This window comes from Kitasatospora humi, from assembly GCF_020907985.1.
GTDB lineage: Bacteria > Actinomycetota > Actinomycetes > Streptomycetales > Streptomycetaceae > Kitasatospora > Kitasatospora humi.
In genome coordinates this window covers 56,385-69,243 of record NZ_JAJJPA010000022.1, presented here as the reverse complement: position 1 = coordinate 69,243, position 12,859 = coordinate 56,385, and the positions used below count along the sequence as shown (strand labels likewise).

Annotated in this window: 11 protein-coding genes and 2 pseudogenes; 7 read left to right on the top strand and 6 right to left on the bottom strand. The window is 72.3% G+C overall.

The genetic code is table 11. The features are described 5' to 3' along the window. Positions 1-110 precede the first annotated feature (110 nt). The 4 genes and pseudogenes from LN042_RS21205 to LN042_RS21190 all read right to left on the bottom strand — a co-directional run bounded on the left by LN042_RS21205 (position 111) and on the right by LN042_RS21190 (position 2,870). Positions 111-379: pseudogene (locus tag LN042_RS21205) on the bottom strand (DUF3237 domain-containing protein). Between the two features lie 47 nt (positions 380-426). Continuing rightward, positions 427-581: pseudogene (locus tag LN042_RS21200) on the bottom strand (flavin-dependent oxidoreductase); the annotation flags it as partial. 70 nt (positions 582-651) lie between these two features. After that, the gene (locus tag LN042_RS21195; RefSeq protein WP_230052864.1) at positions 652-2,049 is read right to left on the bottom strand and encodes an NAD(P)/FAD-dependent oxidoreductase; all 1,398 of its coding nucleotides are present in this window, start codon (positions 2,047-2,049) and stop codon (positions 652-654) included. Positions 2,050-2,141: 92 nt separating this feature from the next. Continuing rightward, the gene (locus tag LN042_RS21190; protein WP_230052863.1) at positions 2,142-2,870 is read right to left on the bottom strand and encodes a TetR/AcrR family transcriptional regulator; all 729 of its coding nucleotides are present in this window, start codon (positions 2,868-2,870) and stop codon (positions 2,142-2,144) included. 227 nt (positions 2,871-3,097) lie between these two features. Between LN042_RS21190 and LN042_RS21185 the strand changes: the two genes are divergently transcribed. The 6 genes from LN042_RS21185 to LN042_RS21160 all read left to right on the top strand — a co-directional run bounded on the left by LN042_RS21185 (position 3,098) and on the right by LN042_RS21160 (position 11,037). Then, on the top strand, positions 3,098-4,585 hold the full coding sequence (locus LN042_RS21185) for an APC family permease (protein ID WP_230052908.1): 1,488 nt from the start codon (positions 3,098-3,100) through the stop codon (positions 4,583-4,585). An 85-nt stretch (positions 4,586-4,670) separates the two neighbouring features. Further along, positions 4,671-6,308: an amidohydrolase gene (locus LN042_RS21180; protein WP_230052862.1), complete on the top strand. Its 1,638-nt coding sequence runs from the start codon at positions 4,671-4,673 to the stop codon at positions 6,306-6,308. Positions 6,309-6,587: 279 nt separating this feature from the next. Next, the gene (locus tag LN042_RS21175) at positions 6,588-7,802 is read left to right on the top strand and encodes an MFS transporter (protein ID WP_230052861.1); all 1,215 of its coding nucleotides are present in this window, start codon (positions 6,588-6,590) and stop codon (positions 7,800-7,802) included. A 379-nt stretch (positions 7,803-8,181) separates the two neighbouring features. Then, the gene (locus LN042_RS21170) at positions 8,182-9,447 is read left to right on the top strand and encodes a geranylgeranyl reductase family protein (RefSeq protein WP_230052860.1); all 1,266 of its coding nucleotides are present in this window, start codon (positions 8,182-8,184) and stop codon (positions 9,445-9,447) included. A gap of 325 nt (positions 9,448-9,772) precedes the next feature. Next, positions 9,773-9,925 carry a hypothetical protein gene (locus LN042_RS21165; protein WP_230052909.1) on the top strand — a complete coding sequence of 51 codons (153 nt, stop codon included), beginning with the start codon at positions 9,773-9,775 and terminating at the stop codon, positions 9,923-9,925. A gap of 308 nt (positions 9,926-10,233) precedes the next feature. Next, on the top strand, positions 10,234-11,037 hold the full coding sequence (locus LN042_RS21160) for a methyltransferase domain-containing protein (RefSeq protein ID WP_230052859.1): 804 nt from the start codon (positions 10,234-10,236) through the stop codon (positions 11,035-11,037). A 96-nt stretch (positions 11,038-11,133) separates the two neighbouring features. On the opposite strand, the gene LN042_RS21155 is transcribed toward LN042_RS21160, so the two are convergent. Beyond that, positions 11,134-11,622: an Lrp/AsnC family transcriptional regulator gene (locus LN042_RS21155; protein ID WP_230052858.1), complete on the bottom strand. Its 489-nt coding sequence runs from the start codon at positions 11,620-11,622 to the stop codon at positions 11,134-11,136. Between the two features lie 77 nt (positions 11,623-11,699). Then, positions 11,700-11,930: a hypothetical protein gene (locus tag LN042_RS21150; RefSeq protein ID WP_230052857.1), complete on the bottom strand. Its 231-nt coding sequence runs from the start codon at positions 11,928-11,930 to the stop codon at positions 11,700-11,702. Between the two features lie 112 nt (positions 11,931-12,042). Here LN042_RS21150 and LN042_RS21145 point away from each other — a divergent pair, with 112 nt between their 5' ends. Beyond that, entirely contained in the window at positions 12,043-12,804 is a 762-nt protein-coding gene (locus LN042_RS21145; protein WP_230052856.1) for a pirin family protein, read from the top strand. Positions 12,805-12,859: the final 55 nt, after the last annotated feature.

The window sequence follows — 12,859 nt, the reverse complement described above, 5'->3', positions numbered from 1 at the left end:
CCGTCACGGCGGTGGGCCGCACAACTGCATCGAGGGCCGGTGGGAGGTTCGCGATGTCTCGTGGCCGCCCCACATCGGTGTAGTCCGCCCGCACGCGCCTGCGATGTGCCTCAGGTGGGGGTGAACGCCGTGCAGCGGACGGCCTCGGCGGTCCGGGCACCCGTGGCGACGGCGAGGGTGCGGTTGAGCCACCGGTAGCGCTCGTCACCCGTCTCGAAGCGGCAGAAGAGCCTGAAGTAGTACTCGGCCGGATCCACCTCCTCCCCGCGGCCGGCCGCTGGAGGACCTCGGGCGGGCCGTGGCGGACGCCGGCGGCGGCGAGGTGCAGGTGCGCGTCGTCGTGCGTGCGCAGCGTGTGGCGGGCGTCGATGCCGGCCATGCCGTCGGGGTGCAGCACCTGCCAGTCCGCTCCGCCCGGCAGGATCCCTCCCGCACGGCGTGCGGGAGGAGGTTGATCCCGACGCCGAGCGGACGGATCTCCCGGGTGGCCTCGTGCACGGTGACGTCCTCGAACCCGGCCGCGTGGAGGCTCAGTGCGGTGGCGAGCCGCCGATGCCCCCGCCCGCGATGGTGATCTGCACGGCGCTCCCCTTTCAGTGATGCGGCGGGGTCGCGTGTGGTTGTTCGCTGCTGTGCAACGGCTGTCGGCGGTCAGCTGTCGAAGCCGAGGCCGAGTCGGTCGAGGCTGCGAAGCCAGAGGTTTCGTCGGCCGGCTCGCTCGTCGGCGCGGGCGAGCGACCACTGGGTGATCCCGATGCCGGCGGAGCGGATCGGCTCCGGCGGGAAGGGCAGCGGCTTGCGCCGCACCATCTCCAGGGCCGTCCGCTCGGTGCGTTCGCCCGCCAGCAGGTCGAGCAGCACCTCGGCACCGAAGCGGGTCGCTCCCACGCCCAGGCCGGTGTAGCCGGCGGCGTAGGCGACCTTGCCGCCGTGCGAGAGGTCGAAGAAGACGCTGAACCGGGTGCAGGTGTCGATGGCACCGCCCCAGGCGTGGCTGAAGCGCACGCCCGCCAGCTGGGGGAAGGTTTCGAAGAAGTGCCGGGCGAGCACCGCGAAGGTCTGCGGCCGCTGGTCGTGCTCGGCGCGCACCCGCGCGCCGTAGTGGTAGATGACGTCGTAACCGCCCCACAGGATCCGGTTGTCGTCGGACAGCCTGACGTAGTGGAAGTGGTTGGCGCTGTCGGCGAAGCCCTGCCGGTTGCGCCAGCCGATCGAGGCGAGCTGCTGGTCCGTCAGCGGCTCGGTCATCAGGGCGTAGTCGTACACCGGGACGGTGTACGGGCGGTGGCGCCGCAGCAGGGACGGGAAGGCGTTGGTGCCGAGCGCGACGCGCCCGGCGCGGACCTGCCCGTAGGGGGTGCGCACGGCGATCCCCGCGCCGGAGCGGACCAGGTCGGTGGCCCGGGTGTGCTCGTGGATGCGCACGCCCAGCTCCAGGCAGGCCTTTTTGAGGCCCCAGGCCAGGCGGGCCGGATTGACCATCGCGACGCCGTGCCTGTCCCAGACGCCGCCCAGGAACGTCGGGGAGTCGATCTCGGCCCGCACGGCGTCCGCGTCCAGGACCGTCAGCTGACTGCCGGAGCGGCCTGCGAGGGCGGCGAGCTCGTGGAGCCCCTCGACCTGGTAGGGCTCGGTCGCCACGGTCATGGACCCGGTGCGTTCCCAGCTGCAGTCGATGCCGTAGCGCTTGATCGTGTTCTCGATGGCCTGCAGGTTCCGGGCCCCGAGCTGTTCCAGTCGGGCGAGCTCGCCGGGCCAGCGCTGGTAGCCGTTGCCGAGGCCGTGCGTGAGGCTGGACTCGCAGAAGCCGCCGTTCCGGCCGGAGGCGGCCCATCCGATCTCCTGCGCCTCGATGAGCAGGACGTCGAGCGAGGGGTCGCGCTCCTTGGCGATCAGGGCGGTCCACAGCCCGGTGTAGCCGCCGCCGACCACGAGGAGGTCGCAGCGGGTGTCGGACACCAGGGTGGAGGCCGCCTGCGGGCGGCCCGGGTCGTCCAGCCAGAAGGGGAGCGGCTTGGCGTCCTGGAGCGAGCGGACGGGATCAACCATGACGAGACTCCTATGGTGCGAGGCGGGGCCGGCCTCCGGTGACGCCATCTGACCGCCGTGCACCACATAACGTCAATGGTGTTGACGTAAGCTCACGCCGAGGATCTCCTGCGTTCGGCATCCGGATCGGGCAGTCGGGCGGCGATCGCATCGAGCAGCAGGGTCAGTGCGAACGGGTAGCCGCTCAGCCGCATGTCGGCGGCCAGCAGGTCGGCGGTGGCGGCGATGTTGGGGTGGCTGCGCGGGTCCAGGAGGGCGTACCGGGACTGCCAGACCTCCAGGTCGGCCGCCTGGGAGGGAGCGGGCAGGGCCAGTTCTGCCGCGTCGAGGGCGGCGAAGGCGAGGCTCTGGTCCACCAGCGCGTGGTAGATCCGCACCGCCTGCGCGTCCGGGAAGCCGGCCGATCGCAGCACGCCGAGGATCGCCTCGACGGCCAGGATCTCGTTGTCGCGCCCGGTCGTTCGGTGGGCCGCGAGGATGGCTGCCTGAGGGTGCGCCAGGTAGGCGGCGTGAATGCGCAGTCCCACGGCACGGAGGTCGGCCCGCCAGTCGCCGGTCGGTTGCCAGCCGTGCTGGGCGCGGCCGATCAGCTCGTCGGCGATGGCGAGCAGCAGGTCGTCGGTACTGTGGAAGTACCGGTAGATCGCACTGGGGTCGGCGCCCAGGGCGGCGCCGAGGCGTCGGACGGTGAGCGCCTGCGCTCCGTGCAGCCCGACCAGCCGCAGCGCGGTGTCGACGATGACCTTCTCGGAGAGGACGGTGCCCTGCTTGGTGGGTCGTCTGCGCCGCCGCTGCGGCTCGGGAGTCACTCGGTCGGCCATGCCGGGACCTTATGACAACGGCATTGACGTGTGAAGGGGTTGCCGGTTGCATGGCCTGCCACCCGGCCCCTTCGGCCGCCACTCCCCCACACCTCCGGCCTTTTCGGCCGCCCCGACACGTAGACGGCGGTGACCCGTTGGCAGATGCGCGCAACGACTCGGACCCGGACCCGAGACCCCGGAACCCCCTGATCGTCCGGACCCCCACCACGGCCGCCGGGCCCGCGATGCGCCGGTCGCTCGGCGTCGGCGGCGCCATAGCGCTCGCCGCCTCAAGTACCGCGGCCACCAGCAGTATCGGCATCGGGCTCGGTCTGATGGCGGGTGTCGTCGGCCTGCACCTGCCGGCCATCATGCTGCTGGCCTTCCTGCCCGTGCTCGCCATCGCGGGCGGCTACGGACGGCTCAACCGGGTCGACCCCGACGCCGGCAGCAGTTACCGGTGGGTGGGCGCGGCCCTCAATCCCTGGTTGGGGTTCCTGACCGGCTGGGTCAACATCCTCGGCACCGTCGTGTTCATGGCCTACACCACGACGGTGACCGGGTCGGCGGTGATCCAGTTGCTCGGTGCGGCCACCGTGCACCGGGTCGCCGGGCTGTCCCTCAGCCCCGACTCCACGCTGCAGTGCACCGCGATCGGCATGGTCGTGCTGATCGCCTCGGCGCTGGTCGCGGTGCGCGGCCTCGACCTCGCCGCCCGGCTGCAGAAGTACCTGCTGGTGTTCGAGTACGCCGTCCTGCTCGGCTTCTGCGGGTACGGCCTGTTCGCCGGCACCCAGCCGTTCTCCCTCGACTGGTTCGACCCGTTCGCCATCCCCTCGTTCCACGCCCTCGCCCAGGGCATGGTGCTCGCGGTGTTCTGCTACTGGGGCTTCGAGTCGGTCTTCAGCGTGGGTGAGGAGGTCCACGACCCGCGGGACGCCTCGCGCGGCGGCTTCATCTCCCTCACCGTGATGATGCTGCTCTTCCTCCTGGCCGGCGCCGCCTTCCAACGCGTGCTCCCCATCGACGAGTTGGTCGGCAACGGGGCGCAGGGCCTGACCTACTTCGGCGACCGCCTCGCCCACCAGCCGCTCGCCGCGCTGCCGTTGATCGCCCTGACCTTCTCGGCCGCCGCCTCGCTGCAGGCGTCCGTCGTGCCCACCGCCCGCGGCATGTTCGCGATGGGTCGCGACGGCACCCTCGGGCCGGTCTGGACCCGTCTGCACCCGCGCCACCAGACCCCCGCCGCGGGCACCCTGCTGATCACGGCGGTCGCCGTCGCCCTGGCCCTGCTGTCGCTGGTCATCCCCACCGTCAGCTCACTGATCTCCGCCACGGTCAACGCGATCGGCATCGTGGTCGCCCTCTATTACGCCCTCACCGCCGTCGCCGCCGCCGTCTGCTTCCGGCACCTGCTGCGCACCTCACCGGTCGAGGCGCTACGGGCGGTCGTCGCCCCGGTGCTCGGCGCGCTCACCCTGCTGGCGGTCGGCGGATACCTCGCCTGGACCTTCTACGACTCGACCGACCACTTCGAACTCGCCGCGGACAACGGTTGGTTCGAGCTGCTGATACCGGTGCTGATGGTCGGCTCGGGACTGCTGGCCGCCGCCTGGGCCCGCTGGCACCGCCGCTCCCCGTACTTCGCCGCCGGGGCCGGATCCGCTGTCGGCGGCGTCCTGGCGGCCGACCTCCCGGACGGCGCCGGCAGCGGCTCGGCCGGCACCGCCTGACCGGCGCTTCGCGGTCCCGCCGCCCGCCGTACCGCCCCTTTCCCAACGCGGCTTGAAGGCCGCTGACTCTGCTTGGAGCGCATCAATGAACCAGGCCGACCTGGTATTCACCCACGGTCCCGTCCATACCGGGGACGGCGCCCGGACCCGGGCGAGCAGCCTCGCCGTGACCGGGGAGCGGATCACGGCCGTCGGTCACGACGAGGTACGGGAGTTGATCGGTCCGAGAACCGAAGTGATCGACCTGCGCGGCAAGTTGCTGCTCCCGGGCTTCCAGGACTCGCACATCCACGCCGTCTACGGCGGCGTGGAACTCGCCCAGTGCGACCTCACCGGCACCACCGGTGTCGACGAATACCTGCGGCGGATCCGGGAGTTCGCCGGCGGCCACCCCGAGCGGGCGTGGATCACCGGCGGTGGCTGGTCGTTGGAGAGCTTCGACGGTGGCCTGCCGACCCGGCAGCTGCTCGACTCCGTCGTCCCGGACCGCCCGGTCTACCTCCTCAACCGCGACCACCACGGTGCCTGGGCCAACACGCGCGCGCTCGAACTCGCCGGCCTCACCCGGCAGAGCCCCGATCCGACCGACGGCCGGATCGAGCGGGAGCCGGACGGCACCCCCAGCGGCGTCCTCCAGGAGGGCGCCACCGGCCTGGTCGCGCGGCTCGTCCCGCCGACGAGCACCGCCGAACGGCTGGCCGGGCTCCTGCGCGCCCAGGCACTGCTGCACTCGCTCGGCATCACCGGCTGGCAGGACGCCCTGCTCGGCGAGTTCAACGGCCAGCCCGATCCGTCGGACGCCTACCTCGCCGCCGCCCGGGACGGCTCGCTCACCGCCCGGGTCGCCGGCGCCCTGTGGTGGGACCGCGACCGGGGTGCGGAGCAGGTTCCGGAGCTGGTCGCCCGGCGGGCGGCCATGCGCCTCGGGCGGTTCCGGGCCGACTCGGTCAAGATCATGCAGGACGGCATCGCGGAGAACTTCACCGCGGCCCTGACCAGCCCCTACCTGGACGCCTGCGGCTGCGCCACGGCCAACTCCGGTCTCAGCTTCGTCGATCCGGTGGCCCTGCGGACCTACGTCACGGAGCTCGACGGGCTCGACTTCCAGGTGCACTTCCATGCCCTCGGCGACCGCGCGGTGCGCGAAGCGCTGGACGCCGTCGAGGCCGCTCGCACCGCCAACGGCCGCCGCGCGACCCGGCACCACCTGGCCCACCTCCAGGTGGTGCACCCCGACGACGTGCCACGCTTCGCGCAGCTCGACGCCATCGCCAACATCCAGCCGCTGTGGGCCGCCCACGAGCCGCAGATGGACGAACTGACGATCCCCTTCCTCGGTCCGGAACGCGCCGCCTGGCAGTACCCGTTCGGCTCGCTGCTGCGGGCCGGTGCCACACTCGCGGCCGGCAGTGACTGGCCCGTCAGCAGCCCCGACCCGATCGCCGGCCTGCACGTCGCGGTCAACCGGACCGAGCCCGGAGCCGCCGACGGCCGCGTCTTCCTGCCCGAGCAGCGCCTCGACCTGGCCAGCGCGGTCGCCGCCTACACGGCGGGCTCGGCCCACGTCAACGGACTCGACGACACCGGCAGTCTGCGAGCCGGTCAACTGGCAGACCTGGTGGTGCTCGACCGCGACATCTTCGCCTCGCCGACGGAGGAGATCTGCGCGGCCCGGGCCCTGCGGACCTACGTGGGTGGCACGTTGGTGCACTCGGCCGAGTAGCCGCCCAGCGATTCCCGTATCGCGCCCGCTCCCGCCGACACCGGTGGGAGCGGGCGCGGGAGGCCGGCCGGTCTTGCGGCAGCCACGGCCCAGTGTGGCTGTGCCGTCGCCCGTGGGTCCAGCTGTGCCCTCGCCCGCGCCCGGGCGGACGCCGCAACTCTTCAGCCCTGTTCGGGAGCGCAGGCCCAAGAGCACATGCCTGCGATTGCCTTTATAGCGCGTGTGCAACTATTGTCGACGCCCGTAAGCCGCACAAGCAATTGCATGGAGGGTTGCGTCATGTCTCTCGCGCTCCTCGCTCTGACCATCGGCGCATTCGGGATCGGCACCACCGAGTTCGTGATCATGGGCTTGTTGCCCGAGATCGCCGGAGACTACGGTGTCTCCATCCCCAGCGCCGGCCTGCTCGTCACCGGCTACGCACTCGGCGTCGTCATCGGCGCGCCGCTGATGACCGCGCTCGGCACGAAGGTCAGCCGCAAAAGGATGCTCATGCTGCTGATGGGCCTGTTCACCGTGGGCAACCTGCTCTCCGCACTCGCGCCGAGCTTCAGCCTGATGCTCGCCGGCCGGATCGTGGCCTCCCTGGCCCACGGCGCGTTCTTCGGCATCGGTGCGGTCGTCGCAGCCGACCTGGTCGCCCCCGCCAGGAGGGCCGGCGCCATCGCCACCATGTTCACCGGGCTCACCGTCGCCAACATCGTCGGCGTACCGCTGGGCACCTTCATCGGCCAGGCCGTCGGCTGGCGGGTCACCTTCGCCGCCGTCGCCGCACTCGGCATCGTCGGCCTGCTCGGCATCGCCAAGCTCGTGCCCGCCCTGCCCCGCCCCCAAGGCGCCCAGCTGCGACGGGAGCTGGCCGCCTTCCGCAACGCCCAGGTCGTGCTCGCCATGGCGATGACCGTGCTCGGCTTCGGCGGCGTCTTCGCCGCGATCACCTACATCGCGCCGATGATGACCGGCGTCGCCGGCTATTCGGACGGCTCCGTCACCTGGCTCCTGGTCCTCTTCGGCATCGGCATGTTCTTCGGCAACCTGATCGGCGGCAGGCTCGCCGACCGCAAGCTGATGCCCCTGCTGTACGGCGCGCTCGGCGGGCTCGCCGTCGTGCTCGCCCTGTTCACCCTCACCGCCCACAACAAGGTGCTCGCCGCCGCGACCATCCTGCTCGTCGGGGCACTCGGCTTCGCCACCGTCCCACCGCTGCAGAAGCGCGTCCTCGACCAGGCACACGGCGCCCCCACCCTCGCCTCCGCCGTCAACATCGGCGCGTTCAACCTCGGCAACGCGCTCTCCGCCTGGCTCGGCGGCTTGGTCATCGCCGCCGGCTTCGGATACACCGCCCCCAACTGGGTCGGCGCCGCCCTCGCCGCAGCCGCCCTGGCCCTCGCGCTCTGGTCCGCCGCCCTGGAACGCCGCGGCACCGCCCGGACCGACGCCCCGGCCGGCTCCCCCGTCAACGCCCCCGCGCCGCAGACCGCAGGGCACCACTGAGTCGCACACCGCTCCTGCCGACCGACCGCCCCCGGCGGTGGCGCCGCGTCCGATTGCCTTCCCCATCCGACGTTCCGTGAGCCGACGCCGGATGGGGGCGCGGCCGGCCGTGGCCCGGCAGGTCGGTGAAGCACCTGCGGTGGTGGTCGCCTCCGGGCCGTCTGCGCAACGCCACCGCTGTCGGGCGCCGGCCGGCACAGAACGGATACGGGGCTGCGGAACGTCCCCGGGCCGAGCGCCGGCCGAGCATCGAGCCAGGCCCTCGGGCCGGCAGTCGGCCGTACCTCCGATCGGGTGAGACTCGTCCGGCTTGCCACCGGGTAGAGGCAAGGAGGGCATGACCGAGGCGGACGAGGGTCACCGATCCGGAGGAGCCGAGATGGCCGAACGCACGGACGCGCAGGTCATCGTGGTGGGGGCCGGTCCCGCCGGCTCGGCGGTCGCCGCACATCTCGCGCGGGCGGGCATCGACGTGCTGGTGCTGGAGAAGAACACGTTCCCCCGGGACAAGGTCTGCGGCGACGGCCTGACTCCGCGCGGCGTGCACCAGCTGCTCCGGCTGGGCATCGACCTGAACGACCCCGGCTGGCGGCGCTCACGCGGCCTGCGGGTGCACTGCGCGGGCCGCCAGGCCGACATCGACTGGCCCGCGCACGGCGGCCTGCCCGACTTCGGTCTCACCCGCGCCCGCCATGACTTCGACCACCTGCTCGCCCGGCACGCCCAGACCGCCGGCGCCCGGCTGCACACCGGTACCAAGGTCACCGCCCCCTTGGCCGACGGCACCGGCCGGCTCACCGGCGTCACCGCGGTCACCGCCGACGGCACCACCGCCGAGTTGCGGGCACCGCTGGTCATCGCCGCCGACGGCGCGAGCGCCCGCACCGCTCTCGCCACCGGCTGGCAGCGCGACCAGCGCCGCCCCCTCGGGACCGCGATCCGCCGCTACTACCGCAGCGACGCGTTCACCGATGACTACCTGCACTTCTGGGCCGACGTGCGCTGCGCCGGCACCGGTGCCGACCTGCCCGGCTACGGCTGGATCTTCCCGCTCGCCGGCGACCGGGTGAACGTCGGCCTCGGTGGCCTGCCCCACCGCCGGCACGGTGCCACCGACCTGCGGGGCACCCTGCGCGAGTGGGTCGACCGGCTACCGCCCGGCTGGGACCTCGACGAGCCGCACGCCGACGGCCCAGCACGCAGTGCCGCCCTGCCGATGGGCCTCACCCGCCGCCCGGAGTACCGCGCCGGGCTGCTCGTGATCGGTGACAGCGCCGGCATGATCAGCCCGTGGAACGGCGAGGGCATCGCCCAGGCCCTGGAAGCCGCCGAGGTCGCTGCCGACACCATCGCCCTCGCCCTCACCCGGCCGCCCGGATCACGCCGCGAGCAGGCACTCCGGCGGTACCCGGCCGAACTCGACCACCGCTGGGGCCGCTACTACCGGCTCGGCAACGCCGTCGCCGCGCAGCTCTTCAGCCGGGTCGGCTACCGGCCACTGGTCAGTCGCCGCATCATGACCAGCCCCACGGCGATCGGCGTGCTCCTGCGACTGCTCAGCCAGACCACCACCGAGCCCGCGCAGGACGGCATCGACTCGCTGCTCAACGCCGTACTGCGCCTGGTCCCACCGCTGCGCCCCTGACGATCGCGCAGGAACGACTGACAGCGAGCCGGCTGACGTGCCGTCGTGGGTCCCTCGGCCCGACTCCCGGTGTCGGCGGCACCCCGCCCGCCTGCCCGCCCGGGCCGACGGTCCCAATTCCGGCAAACCCACCCGCAACGGAGCTTGAACAGACTCCCAACCGGCGTCGAATCCTTCGATAAGCAGGCATCTGCCCATAGGGAGGCGAAAAATGAAAGGAGCTTGGCTCGGTTGGGTGTAGAATCTTTAGTGACAGGGCGACCTGCAGGAGAGGCACCACGACGATGCCGACAGGTCACCCACACCCAAGGAGGGGGACACCACCATGACCTACCAACTCGACGCCGCACGGGCCACGATCGACGAGCGCCTGCGCGAGGCGGCCGAATACCGCGTCATCCGTGCCCTGCGACTCAAGAGCCGCGCCGAGCGCACCAGCCAGCGCGCACGCCGTGCCCTGACCAACCTGAGCGCATGACCACCCCGAGCACTGCGGGCCGCCACCGAAGCCACCGGTGACGGCCCGCTCCGCTTTTCCCGGCAGCGCGCAAGCACCCATCAGGGCAGGTCACCTGATGCTCCGACCGGCACCGACCCGAGGTCCGGCAGGCGGCAGCGCCCGCCGACCACCCGACGGCCGCACCGCGTTGCCGCACCGGCGACCACGCGCGCGGCGAGTGACGCCGCACCGGCACAGCCCCACCCGTCCCACGTCCATTGCCTAGGATCACCACCAATGACCGCAGCACCCGTTGGCAGACGGAGTGACTCAAGAGGTGGGAGAGCATGGCCGACGAGCGCGCCTACTTGCTGGACAACCGGGAACCCGAAGCGGGTCGGCGGTTCGACGCCATCGCCGAGTTGTTCGACACCTGGACCCTGCAGCACCTGGACCGCCTGGGAGTGGCCGACGGGCAGCACTGCTGGGAGGTCGGCGCGGGCGGACCGGGGATCGCACGGGCACTGGCGCAGCGGGTCGGCCCGACCGGCCGGGTGCTGGCCAGCGACCTCGACACCAGCTGGCTGACCGGGCTGCCCGGCGACACGGTCGAGGTCATCCGGCACGACATCACCCGGGACCCGCTGCCGGATGAGCGGTTCGACCTGGTCCACGCCCGCCTCGTGCTGGTCCACCTGCCCGACCGGGCCGAGGTGCTGCGCAAGCTCGCGTCGACCGTGCGGCCCGGCGGCTGGCTCGTCATCGAGGACGCCGACCCCGCCCTGCAGCCGCTGGCCTGCCCCGACGAGCACGGTCCGAACGAGGTGCTGGCCAACCGGATCCGCCGGTCGTTCCGCGCCCGCCTCGCCGAGCGGGGCGTGGACCTCGCCTTCGGCCGCACCCTGCCCCGGCTGCTGCGCGCCGCCGGACTCACCAGCGTCGCGGCCGAGTCCTACGCTCCCGTCACCTCGCGCGCCTGCCGCGAACTCGAAGCCGCGACCGTGCGCCAACTGCGTGACCAACTGGTCGGCCCCGACCTCTCGGCCGGTGACCTCGACCAGCACCTGGCGAACCTCCGCGACACCGAACTCGACGTCACCACCGCCCCGTTGATCAGCTGCTGGGGCCAGCGACCGACTCACTCCCGGTAGGCACGGCCCACGCGATCCCGGGTCGCGGGGCAGCCCGCCCGCCGGGATGGGGGCTGGAGTGGAGAGCGCCTTCGTGGCTCCCAGGGCCGCGGCGCGTCAGGGGCGCGGCCTGCTCGCCCCTGCCGACCTGGGCCGGTCCACGGGGAAGCCGCGCGGCTCCTTGATCCGCTTCATGATGATCTGCGAATTGACCTCGGTGACGCCGGCGAGCGAGGTGAGCCGTTCGATCCAGAGCCGTTCATAGGCCTCCAGGTCGGCCACCGCGATCCGGAGCAGGCAGCCCGGGCTGCCGAACAGGCGGTAGGCCTCGATCACGTCGGGGATGTCCGCCAGCGCGGCCTCGAACGCCTCGACGGCAGCCCGCTCGCGGCGGACCTCGACCGAGACCAGCACCTCGAAGCCGCGGCCCACCGCCTCCGGGTTGACCACGGCGCGGTACCCCTGGATCACCCCGTCGCGTTCGAGCTGTCGCACCCGCCGCATGCAGGGCGAGGCGGTCAGGCCCACCCGGTCGGCGAGTTCCTGGTTGCTCAGCCGTCCGTCGGCCTGCAGTTCGCGCAAGATCTGAAGATCGATGTCGTCCACGGCGCAAGAATCCGCCACCGCTGCCCAGAGGTCAAACAGCGGATTGCGTGACGGCCCGCCGACGCGGCCGTGCTGCGTTATGCCTCGCCCGGGTGCCAGGCCGGCCACTCCCACGGGTGGTCCTGCCAGGCGACCCGGCCGGGTTCGGTCAGGTCGGTCGCGGGGAACAGGCGCGCGGCTTCGGCGCGGAACTCCTGCTCGTCCACGGGCTCCCAGTTGTGACCGCGGAAGCGCACCAGGCGGTAGCGGGCGTCGGCGTCGATGCCCGCCACCTCGGCGATCGCTTCCTTGCGCATGTCGGTGTCCATGACTCAAGGCTGCTCCTTCGGGGCGGCAGCCGCATGTACGCACCCGCCGGTGGGGGGAATACCTCGCCAGCGCTATTGTTGAACTGTCAACAACACCGAAGGAGGACTACCGATGGCATCCGTACTCGACGTCCGCCGCGCCGGCGAGCGCTTCCACACCCGCACCGACTGGCTCGACTCCAAGCACTCCTTCTCGTTCTCCCGGCACTGGGACCCGGCCAACACCCACTTCGGGCTGCTGCTGGTCTCCAACGACGACGTCGTGGCGCCCGGCACCGGCTTCGACACCCACCCGCACCGCGACATGGAGATCGTCACCTGGGTGTTGGAAGGCTCGCTGGTCCACCAGGACTCCGAGGGGCACAACGGCGTGATCTACCCGGGCCTGGCGCAGCGGATGAGCGCCGGCACCGGGATCCTGCACAGCGAGAAGAACGACTCCTGGACGCTCACCGGCGAGCCCGAGCACCAGACCCCGGTCCACTTCCTGCAGATGTGGACGATCCCCGACGCCGCCGGCATCCAGCCCGGTTACGAGCAGCTCGACATCAACGACGAGCTCGCCCGTGGCGGCTGGGTCACCCTGGCCTCCGGCATGCCCGAGCACGCCGACCGGCGCGCCATCGGCATCCGGCAGAAGCACGCCGCGCTGCACGTCGCCCGGATCCGTCCCGGCGAGACCCTGGAGCTGCCCACCTCGCCGTTCGCCCACCTGTTCATCGCCCGGGGCAGCGCCGAGCTCGAAGGGGCCGGGCCGCTGGGCACCGGCGACGCCGCCCGGATCACCGGCTCCGACGGCCGGCGGATCACCGGCGGCCCCGACGGCGCCGAAGCGCTGGTGTGGGAGATGACGGCGGCCGTGACCGTCGGCTGACCCCGTTCGGCTCCGGCCGGCCCCGGCCGCGGGCCGCACTCGGAGGGCGGGTGCG